The organism is Pseudomonas sp. FSL W7-0098 (assembly GCF_005930585.1).
Classification (GTDB): domain Bacteria; phylum Pseudomonadota; class Gammaproteobacteria; order Pseudomonadales; family Pseudomonadaceae; genus Aquipseudomonas; species Aquipseudomonas bubulae.
Genome location: NZ_RXHW01000007.1, coordinates 286,384 through 310,223, shown reverse-complemented (window position 1 = coordinate 310,223; position 23,840 = coordinate 286,384). Strand labels below are relative to the sequence as shown.

The following is a 23,840-nucleotide window of genomic DNA, read 5'->3' as shown; positions in this document are numbered from 1 at the left end:
TAAAAAACGGAGGCTCTTTACGTGATCCAGTTAGCTGTTGTGTTGCTGTGGTTTGTGGCCTGTTCCATTCAAGACCTGCTCCAACGCCATATTTCCAACTTCCTGACGTTGGGTGGCGCAGTGCTGGCGCTGCTGTATCTGCTGTGGACCGGTCACACCTGGCTGGGAGCAAGCGCAACCGAAGGAGGCTGGGCGCTGCTGATCGCGCTGGTGCTGACACTGCCCGGTTATGCCTTGAACAAGCTGGGTGCCGGCGACGTAAAGCTGTTGATCGCCCTGGCGCTGACAACCGATCGTCCGACAATTCTTGGCACCGTTATTGGTGCTGGCATCTGTACTGGCATCTGGTGGTTTTGTGCGTCAAAAATACTGCCGTCAATAAATCAACAAGTTAAGACGCTCTCGCTTGCAAAAGGCGCCACAGTGTCAAAAAAGCTTCCCTTTGCACCCTTCCTGTTCGGTGGTTTTACCCTGACAATGGCTCTGCTTCACTAGTCATTACGAGGGATTAATACCTTGTACATAGTCGTAAAGTAGGTCTACGTTTAATTCAATCACCGCAAGTATGTGGACCAAGATGTCCCTGATTGGTTTACCAGGAAGGAGAACCACGTGAACACGCCCAACCCCCTAATAAAAGTGCTCGTAGTCGACGATCAGTCGTTGATTGTCGAAGAACTGTGCGAGTTTCTGGAAAGCAGCGGTTACCGTTGCGTGCCTTGCAATACAACCCGTGAAGCCATTGATGCGTTTGTGGCCGACCCGCAAATCGGCCTGGTGCTCTGCGACCTGCACATGCCCGACATGAACGGCATCGAACTGACCCAACAGTTGCAAAAACTGGCCGGCAAACACCGCGCCTTTGAAAGCATCCTGTTGACCGGTCGCGCCGATAAACAGGATGTGATCAAGGCCCTGCGTATCGGCATCGCCGACTACTATCAAAAGCCGGTCGACCTCAATGAGCTGCTCGAGGGCATCCAGCGCCAGGAAGCTATTTTGCGTGAGCGCCACAAGAGCGATCAGCTGGGCCACCTGAACCAGAAATTGCAGTTCCTGGCCGAATCCATCGATGACCTGTATCAGGACATGGAGTCCGCCCGGCGCCCTCCGCAAGCTGCCACTCACCCCTTGAACAGCCAGGAACCAGGTGAAGGCCCCTGGCAACAGATCCCGACGATCTTCAAACAGCTGTCACCACGCCAGCTGGACGTCGCCAAGCTGGTCAGCAAGGGCCAGACCAACTACCAGATCGCCTGTGACCTGGGCATCACCGAAAACACGGTCAAGCTCTATGTGTCGCAAGTGCTGCGCCTGACCCATATGAACAACCGCACCCAACTGGCCCTGGCCCTGTCGCCAAACGCCGGCGCCCATCGCCAGGCTGCGCATTAACGGCTGACTGGCGTACCGTCGCAATCGCTGGCAACACCTGTGGATCACAGGCTTGCCCGCGATAGCAGCGCACTTACTCTTTCTTGGCTTTACCGCCCTCATCCTGTTTGTAGTACTCCGGGATCTCATGTTTATAGCTGTCCAGCCAGCGCTGCAGGCTGAGCTCACGCTCCGCCGGCGTAGCCGTTTGGTGGATGGGCGACTGGACGCTGCCGCTCACTTGCAATTGCAGCCAGTTCTCGGTTTGCTGCTGGGTTCTGGGGGTGGGGCCAGGCTCGATAGCCAGCGCACCCAGCGGCATCAGGGCCAGCAGCACCCCCACACGAATAGATAAAGTCATGGCAAACCTCCAACGCGTTATTTGACGACAGCCACCTGGTTGCTGGCGGTCCTGGCTTGAGCTTTCAAAGCTTGTGCCCGGTACTGGGCATCACTTACCTGTTCGGGGGTCAGGCCCGCGCGGGTTACCAGTTCTGCGGCCTGCTTCCACTGGTCCTGATAAATCAGCAAGGTCACCAGGTTCAATGCCGCCGGAGATTCATCCTGCTTGAGCTCCAGAGCGGTCAAAAACTCGAACCGCGCTTCATCAACCCGCCGTTGATTGAGATAAACCACACCCAGGTCATTGCGGATCTTGGCATCGGTCGGCGCCATTTGTGCCGCACGCTCCAGATGGGTGATCGCCAGGGCGTTGTCACCGTGCCCGGCTGCCAGTTGGCCCAGGCCATGCTCCCCTTCGGCTGCCAGGCACGACCCCAGCAACCCTTGATACAGCGGCCCGGCCTCATCGCGGCCCAACTGGCGATAAATCCGTGCCTTGCGCAGTTGTACCTGCGCCGACCCCTGCGGCAGGTTTTGCAGGTTGGCCAGGCTGGCGTGCAGCTTGCCTTCCTTGGCCATGTCATCGGCCAGGTTCAGTGACAGCTCCTGGTCACCACTCAACTTGGTGCAACTGCCGCCCATGGCCATGCACGGCGGATTACTCTGACCTCCTGTGGCACAGCCGCCCAGCATCAGCAGCCCGCACACGACGATGACAGCTTTCATGTTCATACCCCTGGTCAAGAGAGAAAGGCTCGTGAGATAGCGACAAAACTCGGCCCGGCCAAGACGATCATCAAAGCGGGGAACAGAAACACCATCATCACTACCGACATTTTGGCGGACATCTTGGAGATATATTCCTCCATGCGGGTCAAACGACGGTCATCCAGCAGCTCCTTGAGTGCCTGCAATGACTTCATCGCGCCACCACCCTGCTGAATCAATTGCTGCAGAATCACGCAGGTGTCATTGAACTCGTCTACATCCAGCAGACTCGCGGTTTTGCTCAGTTCCTGATTCAACTCCAGCCCCGAGTCGACCCGGGCCAGAATCACCCGCAACTCACCGGTCAGTACCGGCAGCAGGTGCCGCGCTTCCTGGCTCAACACCCGCAGCGCCTGTTCGACTGCCATGCCCGACTCAAACAGAATGCGCAGCAACGGAATAAAGGTTGAAACTTCGATCGCCACTTCCTGCTGGCGCCTTTTTGCAGCATAGGCCAACAATCGCTTGGGGATCAGATAGCCCAAAGCCAGGGAGAACAGCATCACCACCAGCAGATTGCCCGAACGCGGAAAAAACAGCTCATAGCCCAAGAACACCAGCCCGGCAAAAGCTATCGGGGTGCCAACCTGAAAAGCGGCAAACAGCGAGCGCTGACTGGCGGTGCGCCAGCCGATGCGGTTGAGCAGGGTCTGGGTTTCGCTGTCCATCGACACCGAGCGCTGGCCAAACTTGCTGTTGCCCACCGCCCGCATCCACAGGCTGAGCTTGCCGGGGCCGGTCTTGTCACCATCCAGGCGCTGCATGACCCGTTGCTGGCTCATGCGATCCTGAACCACGTTATTGATCAACAGCGCCATGGCGCCCAGCAGCAACACCACACAAATCAAAAAGGCCATGTCATACGCTCCGTACCATGCGCCACAGCGCTACACTGCCGATTATCTGCATGGCCATTGCGGTCAGGAGCATCTGCTGCCCTCCGCCGTCCTGCCACATCTTGAGCATGTAGCTGGGGTTGGTCACCATAAAGAAACCCACCACAAACACCGGCAACGAGCCCAATACCAGCGCCGTCATCCGGGTTTCACCGGTCATGGCGCGCAACTTGCGCGCCCCCTGCTCACGCTCGCGAATCAGCACGATCAGGTTCTCCAGCAACTCACTGGCATTACCACCGTAGCGATGGTTGACCTTAAGCCCCAGGGCAAACATGCGAAATTCATCACGTTCATAAAGCTCGGCAAAGTCGTTCACTGCCTCGGGCAGGCTCACCCCCATCTGCACGTTGCGCGATACCCGGCTGATACTGCTTTTGAGCGGGTCGCTGGATGCCTCGATCGCGGTCAACACCGCATCGGCCAAGGTGCGTCCGGCCTTGAGGCTGCGCACGCAGTGATCGAGCAGCAATGGCAGTTGCTCAACCATGCGCCGAACCCGGCGGTGGTAACGCCAGCTGACAAAGAGTTTGAGCAGCACCGGCGGCAACACCAGCAACGCGAGCAAGAACACCCAGCCACCGATCAGGCCCGCCACAATCACCGCAGCGGCCCATAGCGACAGCCACAAACCCAGACGCTCTGAAGGGCGCCCCAGGCCTGCCTGCAAAAAAGCCCGGTCCAGCCAGGCCACGCCCTGGGCTTTCTCCAGCAACTGCGGCTGGCCTTCACCCAGACGCTCCAGCACACGGCCCGTGGTCGGGTCGGTCAGGGCGCGATACACCAGATTCAGCGATAGCGCGAACATCAGGAAACTGATGGTAAAAAGCAGTAAGGCCGGGTTCATATGCAGTGCCTCAGCCGTGGGCGTTCAGGACGGGGTCACGACGCAACTTGTCGCTTGCCGGGTTCAAGGCCTCGCGCATAAAACCAAAGCCGGTGCGCTTGTCGAGACGGAACAGGGTGTTGGTCACATACACATCGTCACGCACCCCCACCACCTCCAGCACTTCACTGACGCAACGGCGGCCATCGGGCATGCGCGTCAGCTGGATAATCACGTCCAGTGCGGCGCAGATCATCTGGCGCAAGGTTTTCTCCGCCACCGTACGCCCGGTCAAACCCACCAGGGTTTCCAGTCGCAGCAGGGCATCCTGTGCGGTGTTGGCGTGGACGGTGCTCATGGAACCATCGTGACCGGTGTTCATCGCGGTCAATACATCGAGCACTTCCACACCGCGGATCTCGCCGAGAATGATGCGGTCCGGACGCATCCGCAGGGCGTTGCGGATCAGGTCGCTGGATTTCACCTCACCATGCCCTTCGGCATTGGGCGGGCGGGTTTCAAGGCGCACCACATGAGGGTGGCCCAACTGCAATTCAGCCACGTCCTCGATGGTGACCAGGCGCTCATGGGGGTTGATCAACTGGCTGAGGATGTTGAGCAGCGTGGTTTTACCGGTACCGGTACCGCCGCTGATCAGGATGTTGCAGCGCTTGCCCACCGCCTCCTGGAAGAATTCAAAGATTGCCTGGTCGATGGTCTGCATGGCCACCAGGTCGCTGCTTTGCAGCATGTCCTTGCGAAATTTCCGGATCGACAGGCACGGGCCATCCAGGGCAATGGGCGGAATGATGGCGTTGACCCGGCTGCCATCGGGCAGGCGCGCATCGACCATCGGCGAGGACTCATCCAGACGCCGCCCCAGGGGCGCCAGAATGCGCTGCATCACCCGTTCCACATGATGGTCATCGATAAAGCGCAGATCGCTCTGGCTAAGTCGACCCTCGCGTTCGACAAACACCCGATGGGGGCCGTTGACCAGAATTTCAGTCACGGCCGGGTCGCGCAGCAGCACTTCGAGGGGGCCGAATCCGGTCAGTTCGTCGACGATCTCCTCGGCCAGACGCTCCATCTCATAACGGGAAATAGCCAGATGCAGGCGCGACACATACTCGGCTACCCGCTCGGTAACAAACTGGGCCAAAGACACCCGGGAACCTTCCAGCAGGTTTTTTCCGGTCTCTTCAATGGCATCGATGATATAGCGGTGCAGCACCAGTTTCAGGCCGTCATGGTCCGCACGACCATCCTTGTACAGGCCTGAGCCAAACAGCTGTTCATTGCTCATTTGGCCCCCCACAGGCGGTTCAGGTTCAGCCAGGTACCCGATTTGGAAGTCGCTTGTTCAGGCACCTGTGAACGCAAGACCAACCGTTCACCGAGTTTTTTCAAAGCCTGGCTCAGGGCTTCGCGCGGGGCCAGGTCAAACAGGGTGGTGGCCTGATTCTTGGCATTGATGCGCAGCTCCGGGCTGGGTGGGAGTGTTGTCAGCACCGGCAGGCCAAAGCTTTTACCCAGGGCATCGGCATTGGGAGCAACGCCACTCATATAGCGGTCGATCAACAAGCCCGTATGCTCGAACTTCATGCCCTTGGCCCGCCAGCGGCTGAGTACGTCGAGATTGCGGCGGCAATCGAGCACGCTTTGGTCGGTGTACCACAGCAGGCTGTCGCAATGGGTGGCAAAGGTACGCAGCGCTTCACTGTCAGGCTGACCGGTGAGGTTGACCACAATATGCTGGAAGTGCTGACGCAAGGCACTGAGCAACATATACAGTTCGGCGGCACTGGTTTGCTCCAGCGGTTCGTCACTGTCACTGTGGGCCAACACCCGCAAGCCACTGGCAGTCTTGGTAAAGGCACTGTCAATCAAGGTGCTGTCCAGGCGCCGCAAATGACGCAGGGCATCACCGAAAAAGAACGAGCTTTCCAGGCCCAGCACGGCCAGGCCATCACCACGGGGCACGCCCAGGTCCAGAAACAGGGTTTTTTGATCGTGCTTTTGCACCACCAGCCCCAAGTGGCTGGCCAGCAATGCACCATCGGCATTGCATTGCGCACTGAACAACACGCTCAGACCACCCAACTGGGCATTCGGTGCTACAGGTGGCAGGCGCTTGCTCAGGCGCCGTACCAGCCCCGCCACTTCACTGGAGCGCGAACCGTAGGCCACAAAGTCCCTCGCCCCGGCGCGCATGGCATTGAGTACCAGTTGGTTATCCATACCGTCGCCCAGGGCAACGATGGCCAGCATGGGCTTGGCTTCCAGAGCACCTTCAATCAGCGCGCACTGGCTGACTACCTTGTCCCGATCCAGGCCAACAAATATCAGGCCGGCAAACGTCACATCAACCAGGGCCAGCAGTTCATCCAGGCTACTTGTGCCTGCACCCACCACTTGACCCAACGGCGCTAATGCTCCCTGCAGCCACTCAAGATCGGTGTTGTTGCGCGTCAGCGCGAGAAATGTCTGGCTTAGGCTTTGGCTCATTGAGATAACCCGCTACGGCTATTGAATTTGCCGTTCTCCAGGAAATACAGGCGATACCAGTTAGGGTCGTAATTGCGCAATTGCTCCCCGGGCATCGTCGGCAGTGCCGCATTGGCAGCCAGTGGCTGGACCAGATGCGGGGTGACGATCATCAGCAGTTCTTTCTCTTCACGACTGATATTGGAGTCGCGGAAAAAAGCGCCAAGAATCGGAATGTCGCCCAGCCCCGGGAATTTGTTGACCTGGGAGCTGTTGCGCGAACTGATCAAGCCACTGATCACAAAACTTTCGCCGTCGGCCAGTGAGATGCTGGTATCGGTGCGTCGAACCGTCAGGCCCGGTACCAGGGTGCCGGCGATATTCACCGCGTTGGTGTAGTCCAGCTCACTGACTTCGGGGGCCACCTTGAGCATGATGCGATCACGCCCCACCACGGTCGGGGTCAGCGTGAGGCGGATACCGAACTCCTTGTACTCGATCGACACGTTATCGCTGCCGCTGCTGGGCACCGGGATTGGCACTTCACCACCGGCCAGAAAGGTTGCACTCTGCCCGCTCATGGCCACGAGGCTGGGACGCGCCAGGGTGTAGGCAAAGCCGCTGCCTTCCAGGGCATTGATCATGGCCCTGACCTTGCCGCCGCCAAAGCCGATGTTGAAATACTTGGCGTTGGCCACCGGACCACCGGTGATGATCCCTTCAGCGGTGCTGAGGAATGAGCCCGGCGAGCCGAACAGGAAGTTGCTGCCCATACCGAAGATCGAGGTACTGGCTTCCTGCAGTTTGGTGCGACTGACTTCGACAAAGCGGATATCGGTTTGCACCTGCACCGGCAAGGTCGGGTCTTCGGAGGGCGGCAACGTCGTACCGGTCAGCCCCGAGGCGGCCTTGCCCTTGACGAAAAGCATGGTTTGGTGCGGCTCTTTCGAGCAGGCACTCCAGACCATCAGGCTGGTGGTGCCCGAGGCAATACCGGTGAGCAAAAAAGCGTTTGGCCCATTGGAGCGAATATCGGCAATGGTGGGGTCGCCCACGGCAATGCGCGAGATGTTCACCGGAAAGCCCATGGCCTTCTGGGCCCCCTGGGCCACTTCCAATACCGAAGGCAATGCGTTGAATGCCGCGCAGTTTTCGCCTGCGGCCAAGGCCATCTCCAGGGGCAAGCTGCTCAGCAGCAGCGTCCAGAAAGCGCGTTTATAAAGTGGAGGGCAACGGTGGCTCATGTTGGTTTTCCTTTCAGATAAGGATTTTTATTGGGCCTACTGCTGAGCCGTTTGATTGCCGCGGATCACTTCAATACCGCGTACCCGAGGGGCGACAGCGGGATTGCTGCTGACTGGCACTCTTGCCGGACTGGCCATGGCTAACTGGTTAAATTGATAAAGACTGCGCTTGGCATTATCAAGATTAGTCGCAGATTCCTGCTCGCCCGCCCAATATTTGCTCAAACGTTGCTCGTCGGCACTGCGCACGGCCAGGCGCAGGGTGCCTGCCTGGGTCGCCAGCATCAGTTGATTGAGAAGCTGCTCGGGAACCGCCAGGACTGCGGATCGCGCATTGATGCGGCTTTGTTCTTGCTTGAGCGCTTCCTCGGCATTTTTCGGCTGGCTGGCCAACTTGCCATCGCTGGTCAAGCCCAGCTCACCCCCCACGCTCAGCACCCGCACTGCCGGCAATACCACTTGGGCCGACTGCTGAGGGTTGCCACTGTCCTGACGCAAAAACAACAGGATATCGACGTAATCACCGGGGCTAAGCTGCCCACCCGCAGCGGACACCTCGTCAATCATGACCCCCAGTGCGCGCTCATCCGGGCGAATCATGCGAGCCAGCGGCCCGCCCACGTCAAAGCTTTGATCACTGAGCCAGGTGCCTGCACTCAGGCTGCGCCACGGGGTGCGGCCCACCGCCTGATCGATGGCAGTCAGGCTGCCAGCGGGGGCGGTACGGAGTTTTTCCAGGGTCAGGTCATCGGCCGTCAAGGCCACATTCGGGGGGACATCGCGAACCAGTACCACCACCGCCTGGCGGGTTTTGTCTTCAACGGCCGCTACACCTTGTTCTACAGACTGAGCCACCGGAACTTCGGCGACCGGCTGCTGTCGACTCAATACCAGCCCCCAGTAACCGGCGGCAATTGCCCCGACAAACAAAATGGCGGCCAATATCAGACTGCGTCGATTGTTCATGCACAAACTCCCTTTATCACTGCGCACTGCAGACTAAAAAACCCATTCACAATCAGGCAGCTACGAACCTTTAATGCGTTTGAAACCAATCGCTATTTAAAAATAGCTCAGGTAAAGCAAAATGCCATTAGCGAACTAAAAAATCTCTAACCAATTGTGAATAGTTTGATTTGACACGCATTTTTTAAATAGTCATTTGGATTAATACTTTGTGATTAGTCCAATGATACAGTTGTGGGAAAGTCATTTATTGCCAATGCTGTGATTGCAGATGGAGATCACCCCGCACCCTTGTTACGCAGTGCCCGATCCGGCGCACTAAGGAGAAGTCAGATGATGTTAAATACTGTTCTGAAAGTGTATGTACCTGCCCAGGTATTTGTAGCGCGCCAGGCCAAGTTGTTTGCAAAACGGACTGAAGGCGCTTCGGGCATTGAGTACGCAATTATTGCGGCGATGGTAGCGGTGGTTATTGCAGGGCTCTCACCTAAAGTACAGGAAGCAGTAACAACCATCTTCACTACTATAACAACCGGCCTAAACAAGCCAGTAGCAACATAACAACCGACCTAAACAAGCTAGTAGCAACAGGTAGTTAAACTTAACCAACCAATGCGAGCTTACAACATGCCCCTCTCCCCATCACGCCAACAGCTTCTCCTGGTGGATGACGAAGAGGACGCACTGCTGGAGTTGGCTGAGCTGCTGGAGGGCGAGGGCTTTTGTTGCTATACGGCAACTTCAGTCAAACTCGCCCTTTCGCAGTTGACCCAACATCCGGATATTGCGCTGGTCATCACCGACCTGCGCATGCCGGAAGAGAGCGGTATTGCGCTGATCAAGCGCCTGCGCGAGCACACATCGCGCCAGCATTTGCCGGTGATTGTCATTTCCGGGCACGCCGATATGGACGATGTAAGCGACCTTCTGCGCCTGCAGGTGCTGGACCTGTTTCGCAAACCCATCTACCACGTGCGCCTGCTCGACACCCTCGAAAACCTCTTTCCACAGCCCACACACTTACACCTGGCAAGAACTTGACCCCCATACTATAAAAGCCCGCCCCCCTGACTTGGGGAGGCGGGCTTTTACGGTCACACACTACAACTGATAGCTAAAACTCAATGTATATCGCGGCCGGCGATTAAAACTGTCCAGCGCTATATCCGACATGGGCTTGGCAACTTCCAGGGCAACGTTGTAATAGCGCTTGTCACCAAAACGCAAGCCCAGTGCTGCCGAAGACATATCCGAACCTTTTAACGGCAACTCGTTGTACCAGACTTTGGCCCTGTCCACGACGGCATAGGGTTGCAGCAACTTGACCCATTCACCCTCGCGATTGAAGCTGTAGTTAAGTTCGTATGCCGCCCCCCAGCCCTTGTCGCCGGATGCCTGATCGTCCGGGTAGCCGCGACCGAAGTTCTGCCCGCCAAATACCGCCCTTTCGCTGTCAGGCAGGGTGTCGTCACTCCAGTAAAGAGCGCCCGATATCACCCCCTGCCAATTGTCGAAGTAGCCGTTACTCTGCACGCCCGACAGACGCAAACGGAAGAAGTCCAGATCGTACTGCGTGCCGGTCAGGTTGGTCTCGCTCTTGGCACCCATGCCATCTATGCCCTGGTACAAGCCGGCACTGACGATGCGCAGTTGTTTGGCATCGGACTTGCGCCAGTCGCCCTCAAACGCCAGTGCCCGCACGTTGGTTTTGTCACTGATGGTCTGCCCGTAGCCGACGATCTCGTAGTCAGTCTTGTCATTGACCCCGTAGAAACGCGCGGCGGCGCTGAGCCATTGATCCGGAGCAGCAATCAGTGGATGGCTGATACCGATCGAAAAGCGGTCATTCTCGCGATGGGGCTTGAGTTCAAAACCGTCGCTGGTGACGATACTGGTACTTGGATCACTGCGATAACTGGAACCAAACAGGTTCAACTGCGTGCCTTCCGCGTTGAGGTACTGGCTGTAATCAAGGCGGTAGTAGTGCTCCTTGTCATTGCCCGGGGGAAACAACCCGCTCAGGGTCAATTGTTCGGCCATGGCCGTTTGCGAATTGCTGCTGGCCGCCAGCAGCGCCTGGGTGCTGCTGCGATTGCCTTCGACCAGGCTCATGCTGGTGGTGAAGGGCTTGCGGCTGGCACTGATACTCAGCGTCGATGCACCATCGGTGGTGCCGGGTGGTGGCACTTGCGCCTCCAGGGTGACGCCGGGGATGCGGCTCAACAGCGTGCTGTAGCGGTTGAACGTCTTGCGGGTCAGCGGGCGTTCGCCCTTGAGCTTATCGACCAGCTCATCCACAAACCCTTTGACCCGCCCGATATCGCCGTCAACCTTGTACTCGCTGATATAGCCTTCAACCAGCACCACACGCACCAGGCCCTGGTCGAAGTTCTGCTGAGGCAAAAACGCATAGGACAATAAATAGCCATCGTCCTGGTAACGCTTGGTGATCTTGCGTGTGGCCTCGATCAGTTCGGCCAGGGTGATTTCATGGCCCAGCAGCGGTTTGTACACCGCCCCCAGCTCTGGCAACGGATAGATCGTGCCACCTTCGATCTGCAACTTGCGAATGGTCAGGCGGGTACCCATTTCCAGTGGCCGGGGTTGTGCAGCCGCCGGCTTGGGTAGCTCCAGCGCAGGCGCCGCAGGGCGATAGGCATCCACCGGCAGGTTGGGCGTGGGCAGGGTTTGCATGCTGTCATTGCTGTTGAGAAAACGCGGAAGGGTCTCGGCACCCGCGTACGGGGCCAGAGCCAACAACAAAAAGGGAACGCAATTACGCATAGGACACTCCATGTTCAACTACGGCGACATAACGAAGGGCTTTATTTTTAGAATGCTTTGCAAAGCGGCCCGAGCATCAGTCCTACAATCTGCACATGAAAAAAGACGAGAGACTCATCTGAATCTCTCGTCCCAACCAAGCGTAGGCGCTGTAGGTAAGGCCGTCGAACCGGCCAGGTGCAATATTCTTCAGTTATTTCTTGCCCAGGTTGCCCAGCCCGCCAACCACGCCCCCAAGTACTCCGCCCAGACCGCCTGTACCAGCGCCCGCGGCTCCTGCTGTTGTATCGGCAGTGTTGTTGACTGAGTCCACTTTGACACCCAGCAAGCCGCCAAGACCACCAACTACCCCACCGACGACACCGCCAACACCACCGACTGCACCTGCACCTGCACTTGCACTTGCACTTGCACTTGCACCTGTAGTGTCAGCACCAGCTCCGACACTGCCGCCAGTGCTTGCCCCCACACCCAGACCGCCCAGCAGACCGCCAACCCCGGCGCCTACACCAGCGCCTGCACCAGCGCCTGCACCGGCCCCCGCACCTGCGCTCACACCACCTGTACTAACCCCGGCACCGGCACCTACACCGGCCCCGGCGCTTGCGCCCACACCCAGCCCGCCCAGCAGACCACCCAGCCCTGTCCCGGTACCAGTACCAGTACCGCTGCCTGTGGAGCCCGCTGCCGGATTCACGTAGCCGCCAGCCTTGTCAACCGCACCGCCTACACCGGTCAGCACACCACCCACCAGAGAAGTCACCGGGTTGTCGCCGCCGGTAGCTGTCACCTTGTCGCCGAGGCCGCTCACGGTGCCGCCTACTTTGTTCAGCAGACCATCTACCGGTGCCCCCAGCCCTGTGGTGGTACCCACTTTGCCCGTGACGTTCTCGACCAGGGAAATCACCGGCACCAGCACCTTGTCATTTACGCCGCCGGTCAAGGCGCCCAGCTTGCCACTGCTCACATCGGTGGTCAGGGTATTGCCGATCATGGTCACCGTGGTGCCCACTTTGTTGACCAGCCCGCCCGTGGTATCAGTCACCTTGCCAACCACGCCACCCACCAGCGGAATCTGGCTGATCGGGGTGTTGTCCAGCACGGTGCTCAGACCGGTACCCACTGACGAAACGCCTTTGCCTACATCACCAACCGCGTTGGTAACACCACCGACAGTCAGGCCGAGGGAGTTCTTGTCGGTACCCAGCGAGCCCAGGCCACCAGTAATGCCATCTGTTACGGAGGTCACGGCATTGCCGGTATTGGTCACCAGGCCGCCAGCCACGGTACCGACCACAGGCACGGTGCTCAGGGTGCCACCAACCCCGCTGACCGTGGTGCCCACGCCGCCAAGGGCGCTGCCGACCTGACCTGCGACCTGACCTGTAACCAGAGGAGTTGTGCCTGTACCGCCTGTACCGCCTGTACCGCCTGTACCGCCTGTACCGCCTGTACCGCCGGTGCCTCCGCCAGTGCCGCCACCGGTTCCACCGCCAGTTCCACCGCCTGTACCACCACCAGTACCGCCGCCTGTACCACCACCAGTTCCACCGCCAGTACCGCCGTCTGTACCACCACCAGTTCCACCGCCAGTACCGCCGTCTGTACCACCACCGGTACCGCCGCCAGTGCCGCCGTCTGTGCCGCCGTCTGTGCCACCGCCTGTACCACCGCCAGTACCTGCGTCAGTACCGGTATCACTGCTGGCTACATAGCTCTTGTGGCCGCCACCGCCGCCGCTGCAGCCAGCCAGGCTGACAGTCATGACCAAGAGGAGCGCTGTGCTGGTTTTCAGAAAAAGTTGAGTATTCATGATTAAGTCCCTTGCACCTGTTATGCCTGAGTTCGAAGTTCCCTGCTCTGTGTCGGGGATACGTTCGTCCGTTGGGTACATAACAACGCCGCGGGCCTTATCAAACAATTCACAACTTGGTATTAACCCCTTATATAAAACACCTTGCCCCCTTCTTGATGATTAATACTTTGGTTTTAAACGCCAGTAAAAAAACCATATATATCAACGCCATTACTTCCCCGAAAAAACACTGCCAGCAGCGACTCTACTTTAGGTATAAGCATAATTGACGGGTTTCAAGTTGATATTCAGTGCGTAAAACAGGCACAAAGAGGGGCTGTTACTCCACCACACTGAACTCGACACGGGCAGTTTGCCCGCTTTCATCGAGCACGCTCAGCTCATAACGCCCCGGTAGTTCCAGGCTGGTGTTGAATACCTCTGGTTGTGCACTGTCGCCCAGCGGCGCGCCATTGATAAACCACCAGCGCCGACCTTCACCGCCCAAGGCCGATAGCGCCAGGCGCAACATCGCCTGGCTGGCAGCAGGACGGCGCAGTCGGTCGCCGTCACGTACACCGACAATCGACAGCGGGGTCAGCGCACTCAAGGCCGGTGGCGGGCATTGTGTGGAAGCCGCAGGCAGCCGCGCTTCACGTCGCTCTACCCTGGGTAGCCAGGGCTCAAGGGGGGCTGGCCACAATGCCACCTCGTGTTGTTGCCCGTCGGCGCATTGCGGGCCAACACGCAAGCCTTGCGGATTGACCCGGATGATTTCGCGCAGGCCCACACCCAGAGGTTGATCCGCCGCCAGCAAGGTCGGCGGCGTGGTGTGATCCAGGGTCCAGGCAAACCGCTGGCGACGACAATTGGCATCGCTCTTGTTCATGGGCTGCCCCAATGGCCAGCAAATCGCTGCCACCCCAACACTGTCCGGCACCGCCTGTACTGGCGCGACAATGCCACGCTGGTTGTCGCGGTTGCTCAATACGTCGTGGACTTGCAGCATCAAGGGAGCCGCCGACGCCAGGCCGAACTGCCCCGGCACGGGGGTTCCATCCGGGCGACCGATCCACACACCGATCAGGTAACGCGGCCCAACACCGACCGCCAGCGCATCGCGAAAGCCATAACTGGTACCGGTCTTCCAGGCCAGTTGCGGGCGCAGCACCAGGTCGGCATGGGGGTCGCGGTCAGGGCGCGCCTGCCCGCTGAGGATGCGCCGTATCACCCATGCCGCCCCCGGCGACAGCATGCGCCGCTCGCGCAGTTCGTCGTCGGGTTGCAGCCGCAGGTTGGCGCTGCGCCCTTCACGTGCCAGGGCGCTGTAACCGCTGACCAGATCTTCCAGACGGCTGCCGGCGCCGCCCAGAATCAGCGCCAGATTGGGCTCGGCCAGTGCTGGCAAACTCAAGGGCACGCCACCGTTGCGCATATCGGCGGCAAAACGCTTGGGCCCATAGGCTTCAAGCAGTTGTACGGCGGGCAAGTTGAGCGAAGTGACCAGCGCGGCACTGGCCGATACCGGCCCGCTGAAACCCATGGAGAAGTTGCCCGGACGATAGTCGCCATAACGCCGCGGCACATCCTGCAGCAGCGATTCAGAGTGAATCAGCCCAGCATCCATGGCCATGCCGTACAAAAACGGCTTGAGGGTCGAGCCCGGCGAGCGCATGGCGGTGATCATGTCGACATGGCCAAAGCGGCGTGCATCGTTGATGTCCACCGACCCCAGATAGGCGCGTACGGCCATGTTTTCGGTTTCGACCACCACAATGGCCGCCGAGGTGTGATCGGGCAAACGGGCGCGCCAGCCCAGCAGCAAGTCTTCGAGGCGACGCTGCAAACTGGCGTCGATCATGGTACGGATCAGTGGCGGGCTGCCGGGGCGGTTAAGGCGTCGCGCCAGCAAGGGTGCAAGGCTCGGTTCAAGGCGCGGTGCCAGCAGCAGCGGCTCCTCCAGAGCTTCATCCACCGCCGGCTGTGGCCACACCCGGTACTCGGCCAGGCGACGCAGCACCTTGTCCCGAGCCACTTGTGCGCGTTGCGGGTGACGGTCGGGGCGCAAGCGGCTCGGCGCTTGTGGCAACACGGCGAGCAGGGCTGCCTCGGAACGGGTGAGCTGCTGCGGCGACTTGCCCAGATAAGCCCAACTGGCCGCAGCAACACCCTGCAGGGTACCGCCAAATGGCGCGCGATTGAGGTACAGCTCAAGAATCTGCGGCTTGCTCAGATGCCATTCCAGCTGAGCGGTGCGCCATAGCTGACGCAATTTGCCAGGCAACGTCCGCTCATGGGGATCGAGCAGGCGTGCAACCTGCATCGACAAGGTGCTACCGCCTGATAACACCCGCCCGCCGCTAAGGTTTTGCCAGGCCGCACGGCCCAGCGCCAGCGGGTTGACCCCGGGGTGTTGAAAGAACCAGCGGTCCTCGTAGGTCAGCAAGGCATCCAGGTACAGCGGCGACACGTCTTCGACATGCACCGGGTAGCGCCACACACCGTTGGCATCGGCAAAGCGCCACAGTGGCGTGCCGTCTTCGGCCAGGACAACGCGGGCCTGGTCATCCTTGGGCAACGGCAGCGGCCAGATCCTGTCAACCAGCCACAGCAACGTACACAGCGCCAGCAGGCCGCCAGCCGTCCAACCCAGTAATTTTTTGATCCCTGGCCCCACTCAAACTCACTCGCTACGCAACTTGCACCATGAATGGATGCCTAATGTGTATATCTGGCACAGTGGCCACCTTACTCATCGGAACCTGACCATGCACGTCGAAAGTTTTATTGGAAATCTTGGCCTGTGGCTGGGCACGCTGGTGCGTTTTATCGTCGAGACCCTGAACGGCCTGTTCGGCACCATCACTGAGGCAGGCAGCAACTTTGTCGACGGCATGGCCCGGGCGTTGGGCATGGACACCTCGATCATCAGCATTGCGGTGTTGATCATCGGCCTGTTGTTTTTGTACAACGCCGTGCGCGCCTTTATCCGCGCCTCGATCATCGGCGGTGTGATCTGGCTGGTGCTGGGGCTGTGGCTCTTGAGCTGGATCATCAGTTGAGCTTTTACTCCTGTGGGAGCGATGCGCCAAACCTGTAGCCGCTTTAGCCGCTGTGGCGGTTTAAGCGGTACATCGGGTACATATCCGGCATCTGCGGTTAACTGAAGTATCGGTTTCGCCCTTACGGCGAGTCCCTTTTTGAAGGACCAAAAAGGAACCAAAAAGTCCTCGCCCTACCATACGGCCGACTCGCCAAGGCTCCCCGGTTCCCTCTCTCCGGCACTGTTATGGGGGCACGCCGCGACGGGCCATCCATGGCCCATCGCGGCTGGCGCGGCGTCCTGCCGCTCCACCCCCATAACAGCACCTACGTTCGGCCTTCTGTGAGGGGCATTCGCGTCGCCTGCACAATCGAGTGGCCACAACAAAAGCAAAAGCAAAAGCAAAAGCAAAAAAATTAACCAACACCAACTCTTGTGGGAGCGGGCCTGCCCGCGATGCCAGCACTTTGTTCCTCCAGATAGAACGAGGTGCCTGCATCGCGGGCAAGCCCGGCTCCCACAGGGAAATATGTCGGTCGCAGATCCTGTATTCAAACAGGCCGGCCGGTCGGCCGCCTCGACGGCTGTTGATCTACCCGCCCCATCGGGAGGCCGAGTGGAGGTTCTGCGCAGTGGGCCTCCCGGCATGGATGCCGGGAGAGCCGCGATGGGCCAAGGATGGCCCGTGGCGGCGTGCCCACGGAGCGGGACCGGAGCGAGGGAACCTGAGCGCAGCGAAGGCCGTACGCCAGGGGCAAGCCTTTTTGGTTACTTTTTCGGCGTCTGGAAAAAGTGACTCGCCGTAAGGGCGAAACCAATATCCCGTTCAAACGCGAATGCCGGATATGTACCCGGTGTACCTGTTAAACCCTACCGCGGCCACAGACCTAACGCCCCTTGATCACCATCTCCCCCGCCGCCTCACCCACGGCCTGCCAGTTGGGCCGGTACATCGATTCCACTTGCGGCGGCGGTACCCGGTAGGTACCCGGAGTCACTGCACGGGCCAGGTACAGCAGGTGCGTGGTCCCGTAGCCATCCAGTTTGACTGCCGCCACATAACGATCATCCCGATACTCCTGATGCTGCACGCTGGCGTTCTGCATCGACTCGCGCCATTGCTTCACTTGAGTACTGGCGTTTTCAAGGCTGGCCGCGCTCTGCCCCAGGTTCTGGTTTTCCAGCTCCAGGCCTGCCGGCAGCAAATCCACCACCAGCGCATCAGGCACTTGCTGCTTGGCTGTCACGGCCAGATGCACCAGCACCAGATCACCACTTTTCAGCGCCTTGAGATCCAGCGGCTCACCGTTCATACCCAGGTAGTCGCGGCGAATGCTCATGTTTTCGCCGCCCGCCGCCGGGGCGTGCTGTGGATAACCCGAAATCGTCAGCTGTTGATAACTCGGCGCGCTGCCTGCGTTACGCAGGGTCAGGGGCGAGGCTAGCAGCGGCCCGTCGAGCTTAAGCCCTGAGCGGGCGTTGTTCAGCTCGCGGGTCTCTTCGCCACTGGTGAGTTGCGCACTCCAGCTGGCCTCAGGCTTGCCCAGCAAATCGCGACCGGCGAGGAACAGTGAATTGCGTTCCTGGGTCGACAGCCACTGACTCGCCGCCAGTTGATCGGACAGGTCGAACAGTCGCTGTTCACGCTGACCACTCATCAGGTTGTTCTCTTCCAGCAAGGCCAGAATCAACGCCTGATCGCGCAGCGGGCTGCCGTAGTCGCCCAGCCATTGATCAGCCTTGCGCTTCGCCGCCAACCCCGCCACCAACGCTTGATCGGCGCGCGGTTGATCGCCCATTTTCTGCAGGGCAATGGCCAACTGCACCAGAGGCAAACCGGAACGGGCATCGCTGCGGCGCTCAAAAATGCTGCGCAGCGCACCCAGCGGCGCCTGTTGGCTTCGGGCCAGGACCAGCGCTGCATAGGCCTGTACGGCAAAGCGGGTGTGGTCGAGGTTGTCGCTGTAGTCGGCCTCGATCAGGTTGCGTTCCTGCACATAACGCAGCAACCGCTCGCTGGCCTTTTTCAGCGCCTCGGGAGGTACCGCGTAGCCTTGATCGCGGGCGCGCAGCAGGAAGTCGGTGATATAGGCCGTGAGCCAGTACTCTTCCTGACCGTCCGCGCCCCACAGGCCAAAACTGCCGTTGTAGCGCTGCATGCCCAGCAGGCGCTCGATACCCAACTCGATTTTGCGTTTGCGCTCGGTGTCCGGCTCGCCTTCAAGGCCCAGGCGTTTGAGCAGGGCTGCATCGGCATACAGAGCCGGGTACAGGCCGCTGGTGGTTTGCTCGGAACAGCCATACGGGTAAGCCTTGAGCGCACGAATCTGCTCGCCAAGATTCAGCGGCGGGCGGCTCGACAAGCTGAGCAAGGCTTCACGCCCGGCCGGTTCAAAGGCCTGCAGCTCGCCCTCGGGCAGGCTCCAGGGCTGGTCGTTGAGCACAGCACGGTAATGCTTTAGCAATGCTGGATACGCCGGGCGCACCCCCAACGTCCATTCGCGGGTGAACGGCGCCAGGGTTTCACCCGGCAGGTCCAGGCCATTGACCGTCACCTTGACCACACCGGTGCCATACCCGCCCAGCGCCTTGACCGGAACCTGCAAGGTACTGCGCTGGCCGGGGCTGAGTGTCAGGCTCTGTGTCGCGTCACCCAGCAGGCTCAGTTGCCCCTCGGTGTTAAGGTTCACGTGCAGCGTTTGCGGCTTGTCGGTGAGGTTGGACAGGTCCAGCGCCAGCCGCGTCTCGTCGCCACCGGCCAGAAAGCGCGGCGCAGCCAGCTCGGCCACCAATGGTGCAGCGACCACGGTTCTGGCCTCGGCCATGCCGTAGCGATCGTCGGTCCAGGCTTGTGCCATCAAGCGCAACTCGCCGTTAAAGTCAGGGATATCCACACTGACTTCACCTTCGCCCTGCTCGTTGAGCGTCACCGGTGCGCTTTGCAGCGCCACGATGGTGACACTGGTGGCAGGTCGCTTGCCGCCCTTGGCCAGTGCCGCATCGCCGCCGAACGCCAGGCTGGCCAGACGGCCCTGCCCGGCCTCAATCAACTGCCCGTAAATATCCAGCTGATCCGCCCCATAGGCCTTGCGCCCGAACAGGCTGGCGAACGGGTCGGGGGTCGGGTACTCAGTGATATTGAGCACGCCCACATCCACGGCAGCCAGCAGTACATGGGCCTGTTTGGGAATGCTGCCATCGGCATTTTTAGCCGAGAGCTTCACCGTCAGAGGTTGCTTGGGACGCATTTTTTCAGGGGCATCCAGCGTAAGAGCCAACTTGCGCTGGCTGCGATCGATGGGCAGGTGCAGCACCCCTACAGCACGCTTGGGAGTGATATTGGTCTTGCGCTCACCGGGGCGGATCACCAGTGCACTGATATACAAGTCATGCCGGGCCCAGCTCGGGTCGAGTCTGATTGCGTAGGCCTTGCCCTCGGCCGGCACTTCGATTTCCTGCCACCACAACGGGCCATCGCTGCCTTCAACCAGCAAGTAGCCCTTGCCAGCCGCAGGTGGCGTGACCGTGACCTTGGCCGTATCGCCATCGGCATAAGCGGCCTTGTCCAGCGCCAGCTTGACCTGGTCGGGGCGCACGGCACCGCCTTCGGCGTTGTCCTGGGCACGATAACCGGCCCAGAAACGCAGGCTGCTGATCAAGCCGGTTTGCGGGTCTTCAACCTCTACGCGGTAAGGGCCCCACTCCACCGGAAAGCTGACCTTGGCGGTTTCGCCCGCCTTGAGGCTGAGGGTCTCTTCGTTGAGGTTCAGAAACTTCTCGTTGTAGTGATAACTCCAGCCGTCGTTGTCCGAGTAGTTCCAGTAGTAATCGCGGCGTTCACGCACCAGACGCACCTTGAGGTTGTCGGCCGCCAATTTGTTGCCCTGACTGTCAGCAACCAGCAGCTCGAACTCAACCGGGCCGTCGCCATCGGTTTCAGCACCGTCAAACAGGCCGCGCAGCCCCGGCAGACGGTCTGCCGGCCATACCGGCTGCACCAGGCGACGGGTAATCGGGCGCCCGCCCGACTCCTGCAAACTGGCCTGCACAATCAGTTGCAACGGCGATTTGGCATCGCTCCATTGACTGTCAATGCTGAGGGTTTGCTTGCCGTCGGCGTTGAGCACGCTTTCGTCCAGCTCCAGATCCTGGGTCAGCTCCGGTTCTGTCACCGAACCGAACTGATAGCCCGGCAAGGCACTGACCGCCTCGCGCAATGGCCGCACATAGACCTGCCCGCTCAAGCGGTTACCGGCTGCCGGAGCACCGTACAGGTAACGCCCCGCAACCTGGATTTCAGCGGTTTGCTCGGGGCTCAGCGGGGTATCGCTGCCCTTGAGTTCAAGTGCCATGCGCTCGGGTAAAAAGTCCTCGACCAAAAACTCGTACAGCTGCGGCTTGCCGTCACCAAAGTCGAACACCAGCTGCCAGCGCCCGGTCGGTGCTTCGGCGGCCAGTTGCAGCGGGTACTGATACAGACCGGAAGCATCCGGCGTCCAGACGAACTTGCGGCTCACCTGCTCGTCCGGGCGACGCACCTCGACGCTGACCGGCTGCGGCTTGACCGGGTTGCCGTCGCGGTCGCGCAGCAAGGCATTGAGCAGCACGGTTTCGCCGGGGCGATACAGATCACGGGGGCCAAATACAAAGAACTGCAACGGATGCGCCTGCGGGCCGCCAATATCGAATTCGGCCAGATCCAGCGCCGCCGTGTTCAAGCGCAACAGGCTGGTCTGGTCGCCCTGGCGCGCCAGCAGCACTTCGGCCTTGGGTGGCAAGGCCAGCTCGGCATGCCCGTCCTTGCCCGTCTTGCCCTGGCCAAGCATCTTGCCCTTGCCATCAAGCAACTCGAGATCGATGCCGCTCAGTGCACTGCCACCTTCCAGGGCCTGTGTGAACACATCCAGGCGCTTTTGGTAGCGATGCACCGAAAGTCCGATATCGCTGAGGGTAAACAAGGTGGCTGGGGTCGAATAGTTGTAACTGCCGGAGGCGGTCATCACCGCCAGATAAACTCCCGGCTGCTGCAAGGGCTTGATCCCGGCCGTGGGCAGGATCAGGGTTTCCCGGGTATTGCGCGCCGGGTTCAAGTCAAAACGGCCGCTGTAAACCAGATCGGCCATATTCAGCAGATCCCTGGCTTCGTAGCTTTGCAGGCTGCTGTTGCGCCCCCACTGGCTGAGAAACGCCGGCAGCGACTCGGGTTTGACCCGAAAGAACTCGACATCGACCTTGTCGACGTTCAGCGCGATCACCGGCAGACCTTCGGCCAGGCGCGTGGGCAGCAGGTTGCCACGGCTGGCGAAGCCGACCGTGGGTTGCAGGTCGCGGGTTTCCAGGCGACTGACGTATTCGGCGGCGAGCTTGGCATCGTTGACGGCGCGCAGGCCGGGGTCGACGGTAAGGATCAACTTGCGCTGCGGCTCAAGGTGGCGCAGGCGCAACTCCATCAGGTTGTCCGACAGCTCCCAGGCGCCATCGACCTTGCCGGCCTTGGCGTCCACCAGATGCAGTTTGTCGGCAAAGTTCTGCTGCGGGTCCAGCGGCACTGAAAAGCTCACGGACAAGGTGCTGGCCCCGTCCAGCTGCACTTCAGAGACGTCTACCACACTCAACTCGCGCCCGGCATAACGCTCGGCCAGCACTTTGACGTCCTGTACCGGTTTAGCCGGCTGGCTCGTGGCCACCTGTGGCGTGGCGGGTTTGTCGACGCTGGAAGAATCACAAGCGCTCAGCAGCGCCAGCGTGCAGGCCAAAAGCAGTCCTTTGTTCAGCATGGTGTACTCGTTTACCGGGCAGTTAAGGGTTGACTATATAACAGCTGGATGAAGATCAAGAGCCCCTCACCCTAGCCCTCTCCCGAAGGGATAGGGGACAAAAGCGCAGATCAGCCCCCTCGCCCTCCGGGAGAGGGTTGGGGTGAGGGCAGGCTTTGCGGCTACAATCGCGCTCCCCCAAGGAGCCTGCATGTCATCTTCCCTGTTAGCCGACTGGCGCGACCGTCCTACCCATCGCCGGGTGTGGGCGCTGGCGGCCCCCATGATCCTGTCCAATATCTCCGTGCCGCTGGTAGCGTTGGTCGACAGTACTGTCATCGGCCATTTGCCCCACGCCCATCAACTGGGCGCCGTCGCCGTGGGCGCCAGCCTGTATATCTTCCTGGCCTGGATGATGGGTTTTCTGCGCATGGGCACCACCGGCTTCGCCGCGCAGGCCGCCGGACGCGGTGATGGCGCCGCGCTGCGGCAAATCCTGCTGCAGGGCCTGTTGCTCAGCGTGCTGTTGTCGGTGCTGCTGGGGGCCATTGCGATTCCTTTTAGCGGCGTGGCCCTGAGCCTGATGCAGCCCTCCACCGAACTGCACGCGCTGACTCTGGAGTTCTTCCACACACGGCTATTTGGCCTGCCCGCCGCACTGGCCAGTTATGCACTGGTAGGCTGGTTTTTGGGCACGCAAAACGCCCGCGCACCGCTGGCGATCCTGCTGACGACCAATCTGGTGAATATCGCGCTGAACCTGTGGTTCGTCCTCGGGCTGGACTGGGGGGTGGCAGGCTCGGCCCGGGCTTCGGTGATTGCCGAATGGAGCGGCGCCCTGCTCGGCCTGTGGCTGACCCGCGGTGCCCTGCGTCGATATCCGGGCAAGGTAGTGTGGGCCGCCCTGGGCATGTGGCACAACTGGAAGCCGTTACTGGGGGTCAATCGCGATATTTTTATCCGCAGCCTGATGCTGCAACTGGTGTTTTTCTCCATCACCCTGCAAGGCGCCCGCCTGGGCGATGCCACCGTGGCTGCCAATGCGTTATTGCTCAATGGCCTGCTGCTGGCTGCCCATGCCCTGGACGGTCTGGCCCACGCCGTCGAGGCACTGTGCGGACACGCTATTGGCGCCCGCGACCGTGAGGCGTTGCGCCGCTCGATGGTGGTGGCCTGCGGCTGGTCACTATTGGCCAGCCTGGGTTTTGCGCTGCTGTTTATGTTCGGCGGGCATCTGTTTGTGCAAATGCAGACCGATATTCCCGTTGTGCGCGAAACCGCTTTCCAGTACTTGCCCTATCTGGCCCTGCTGCCGCTGATTGCAGTGTGGAGCTACTTGCTTGACGGGCTGTTTATCGGTGCTACCCGCGCTCGTGAAATGCGCAACGCCATGGTGATCAGCGTGGCCATCGCCTTCCCCGCCGCCTGGGTCCTGCACGGCTATGGCAACCACGGGCTGTGGATAAGTTTCCTGCTGTTTATGGTGCTGCGCAGCCTGACCCTGGGCGTGTATGCATGGCAGATGCAGCGCAAGAATCAGTGGTTCGGCGCCTGACACT

At 60.2% G+C, this 23,840-nt stretch carries 19 protein-coding genes; 6 read left to right on the top strand and 13 right to left on the bottom strand.

The annotated features are described in order from the left end of the window. Positions 1–21 precede the first annotated feature (21 nt). Complete coding sequence (locus FHL07_RS15445; RefSeq protein WP_138738658.1) at positions 22–495, top strand: prepilin peptidase; 474 nt, start codon at positions 22–24, stop codon at positions 493–495. 117 nt (positions 496–612) lie between these two features. Then, positions 613–1,395, top strand: a complete 783-nt coding sequence (locus tag FHL07_RS15440; protein ID WP_138738657.1) for a response regulator transcription factor — start codon at positions 613–615, stop codon at positions 1,393–1,395. Between the two features lie 73 nt (positions 1,396–1,468). Here FHL07_RS15440 and FHL07_RS15435 read toward each other — a convergent pair whose 3' ends face one another. The 8 genes from FHL07_RS15435 to cpaB are packed head-to-tail and all read right to left on the bottom strand — an operon-like array spanning position 1,469 to position 8,903. Further along, positions 1,469–1,735 carry a DUF3613 domain-containing protein gene (locus FHL07_RS15435; protein ID WP_138738656.1) on the bottom strand — a complete coding sequence of 89 codons (267 nt, stop codon included), beginning with the start codon at positions 1,733–1,735 and terminating at the stop codon, positions 1,469–1,471. 17 nt (positions 1,736–1,752) lie between these two features. Continuing rightward, positions 1,753–2,442, bottom strand: coding sequence for a tetratricopeptide repeat protein (locus FHL07_RS15430; protein WP_138738655.1), 690 nt, complete (start codon positions 2,440–2,442; stop codon positions 1,753–1,755). Positions 2,443–2,456: 14 nt separating this feature from the next. Then, positions 2,457–3,341 carry a type II secretion system F family protein gene (locus FHL07_RS15425; protein WP_095020823.1) on the bottom strand — a complete coding sequence of 295 codons (885 nt, stop codon included), beginning with the start codon at positions 3,339–3,341 and terminating at the stop codon, positions 2,457–2,459. Between the two features lies 1 nt (position 3,342). Then, a complete protein-coding gene (locus FHL07_RS15420) occupies positions 3,343–4,227 on the bottom strand; it encodes a type II secretion system F family protein (protein WP_095001048.1) in 885 nt (294 codons plus the stop codon). 10 nt (positions 4,228–4,237) lie between these two features. Beyond that, positions 4,238–5,512 (bottom strand): CpaF family protein, encoded by a 1,275-nt coding sequence (locus FHL07_RS15415; RefSeq protein WP_095001047.1) that lies wholly within the window; start codon positions 5,510–5,512, stop codon positions 4,238–4,240. Further along, the gene (locus FHL07_RS15410) at positions 5,509–6,714 is read right to left on the bottom strand and encodes a pilus assembly protein (protein ID WP_095020822.1); all 1,206 of its coding nucleotides are present in this window, start codon (positions 6,712–6,714) and stop codon (positions 5,509–5,511) included. Before FHL07_RS15410 ends, FHL07_RS15415 begins: the two co-directional genes overlap by 4 nt. Next, positions 6,711–7,937 (bottom strand): type II and III secretion system protein family protein, encoded by a 1,227-nt coding sequence (locus FHL07_RS15405; RefSeq protein ID WP_095001045.1) that lies wholly within the window; start codon positions 7,935–7,937, stop codon positions 6,711–6,713. Before FHL07_RS15405 ends, FHL07_RS15410 begins: the two co-directional genes overlap by 4 nt. Positions 7,938–7,973: 36 nt before the next feature. After that, a complete protein-coding gene (gene cpaB / locus FHL07_RS15400) occupies positions 7,974–8,903 on the bottom strand; it encodes a Flp pilus assembly protein CpaB (RefSeq protein ID WP_095001044.1) in 930 nt (309 codons plus the stop codon). A gap of 333 nt (positions 8,904–9,236) precedes the next feature. Here cpaB and FHL07_RS15395 point away from each other — a divergent pair, with 333 nt between their 5' ends. Then, entirely contained in the window at positions 9,237–9,464 is a 228-nt protein-coding gene (locus FHL07_RS15395) for a Flp family type IVb pilin (protein ID WP_095027242.1), read from the top strand. A 66-nt stretch (positions 9,465–9,530) separates the two neighbouring features. Then, positions 9,531–9,944, top strand: a complete 414-nt coding sequence (locus FHL07_RS15390) for a response regulator (protein WP_095001042.1) — start codon at positions 9,531–9,533, stop codon at positions 9,942–9,944. Positions 9,945–10,004: 60 nt separating this feature from the next. Here the strand turns inward: FHL07_RS15390 and FHL07_RS15385 are convergent, their stop codons facing one another. The 4 genes from FHL07_RS15385 to pbpC all read right to left on the bottom strand — a co-directional run bounded on the left by FHL07_RS15385 (position 10,005) and on the right by pbpC (position 16,159). Further along, positions 10,005–11,687 carry a ShlB/FhaC/HecB family hemolysin secretion/activation protein gene (locus tag FHL07_RS15385; RefSeq protein WP_095001041.1) on the bottom strand — a complete coding sequence of 561 codons (1,683 nt, stop codon included), beginning with the start codon at positions 11,685–11,687 and terminating at the stop codon, positions 10,005–10,007. A gap of 193 nt (positions 11,688–11,880) precedes the next feature. Next, positions 11,881–13,032 carry a collagen-like triple helix repeat-containing protein gene (locus FHL07_RS15380; protein WP_138738670.1) on the bottom strand — a complete coding sequence of 384 codons (1,152 nt, stop codon included), beginning with the start codon at positions 13,030–13,032 and terminating at the stop codon, positions 11,881–11,883. Beyond that, complete coding sequence (locus FHL07_RS23965; RefSeq protein WP_342354477.1) at positions 12,996–13,388, bottom strand: hypothetical protein; 393 nt, start codon at positions 13,386–13,388, stop codon at positions 12,996–12,998. Before FHL07_RS23965 ends, FHL07_RS15380 begins: the two co-directional genes overlap by 37 nt. Before the next feature lie 434 nt (positions 13,389–13,822). Then, a complete protein-coding gene (gene pbpC / locus FHL07_RS15370; protein ID WP_446730761.1) occupies positions 13,823–16,159 on the bottom strand; it encodes a peptidoglycan glycosyltransferase PbpC in 2,337 nt (778 codons plus the stop codon). 91 nt (positions 16,160–16,250) lie between these two features. Between pbpC and FHL07_RS15365 the strand changes: the two genes are divergently transcribed. Next, positions 16,251–16,544, top strand: coding sequence for a hypothetical protein (locus FHL07_RS15365; protein ID WP_095001099.1), 294 nt, complete (start codon positions 16,251–16,253; stop codon positions 16,542–16,544). Between the two features lie 868 nt (positions 16,545–17,412). Here FHL07_RS15365 and FHL07_RS15355 read toward each other — a convergent pair. Beyond that, positions 17,413–22,302 (bottom strand): alpha-2-macroglobulin family protein, encoded by a 4,890-nt coding sequence (locus FHL07_RS15355; protein ID WP_138738653.1) that lies wholly within the window; start codon positions 22,300–22,302, stop codon positions 17,413–17,415. A gap of 190 nt (positions 22,303–22,492) precedes the next feature. Here FHL07_RS15355 and FHL07_RS15350 point away from each other — a divergent pair, with 190 nt between their 5' ends. Continuing rightward, positions 22,493–23,836, top strand: coding sequence for an MATE family efflux transporter (locus FHL07_RS15350; protein ID WP_138738652.1), 1,344 nt, complete (start codon positions 22,493–22,495; stop codon positions 23,834–23,836). Positions 23,837–23,840 lie beyond the last annotated feature (4 nt).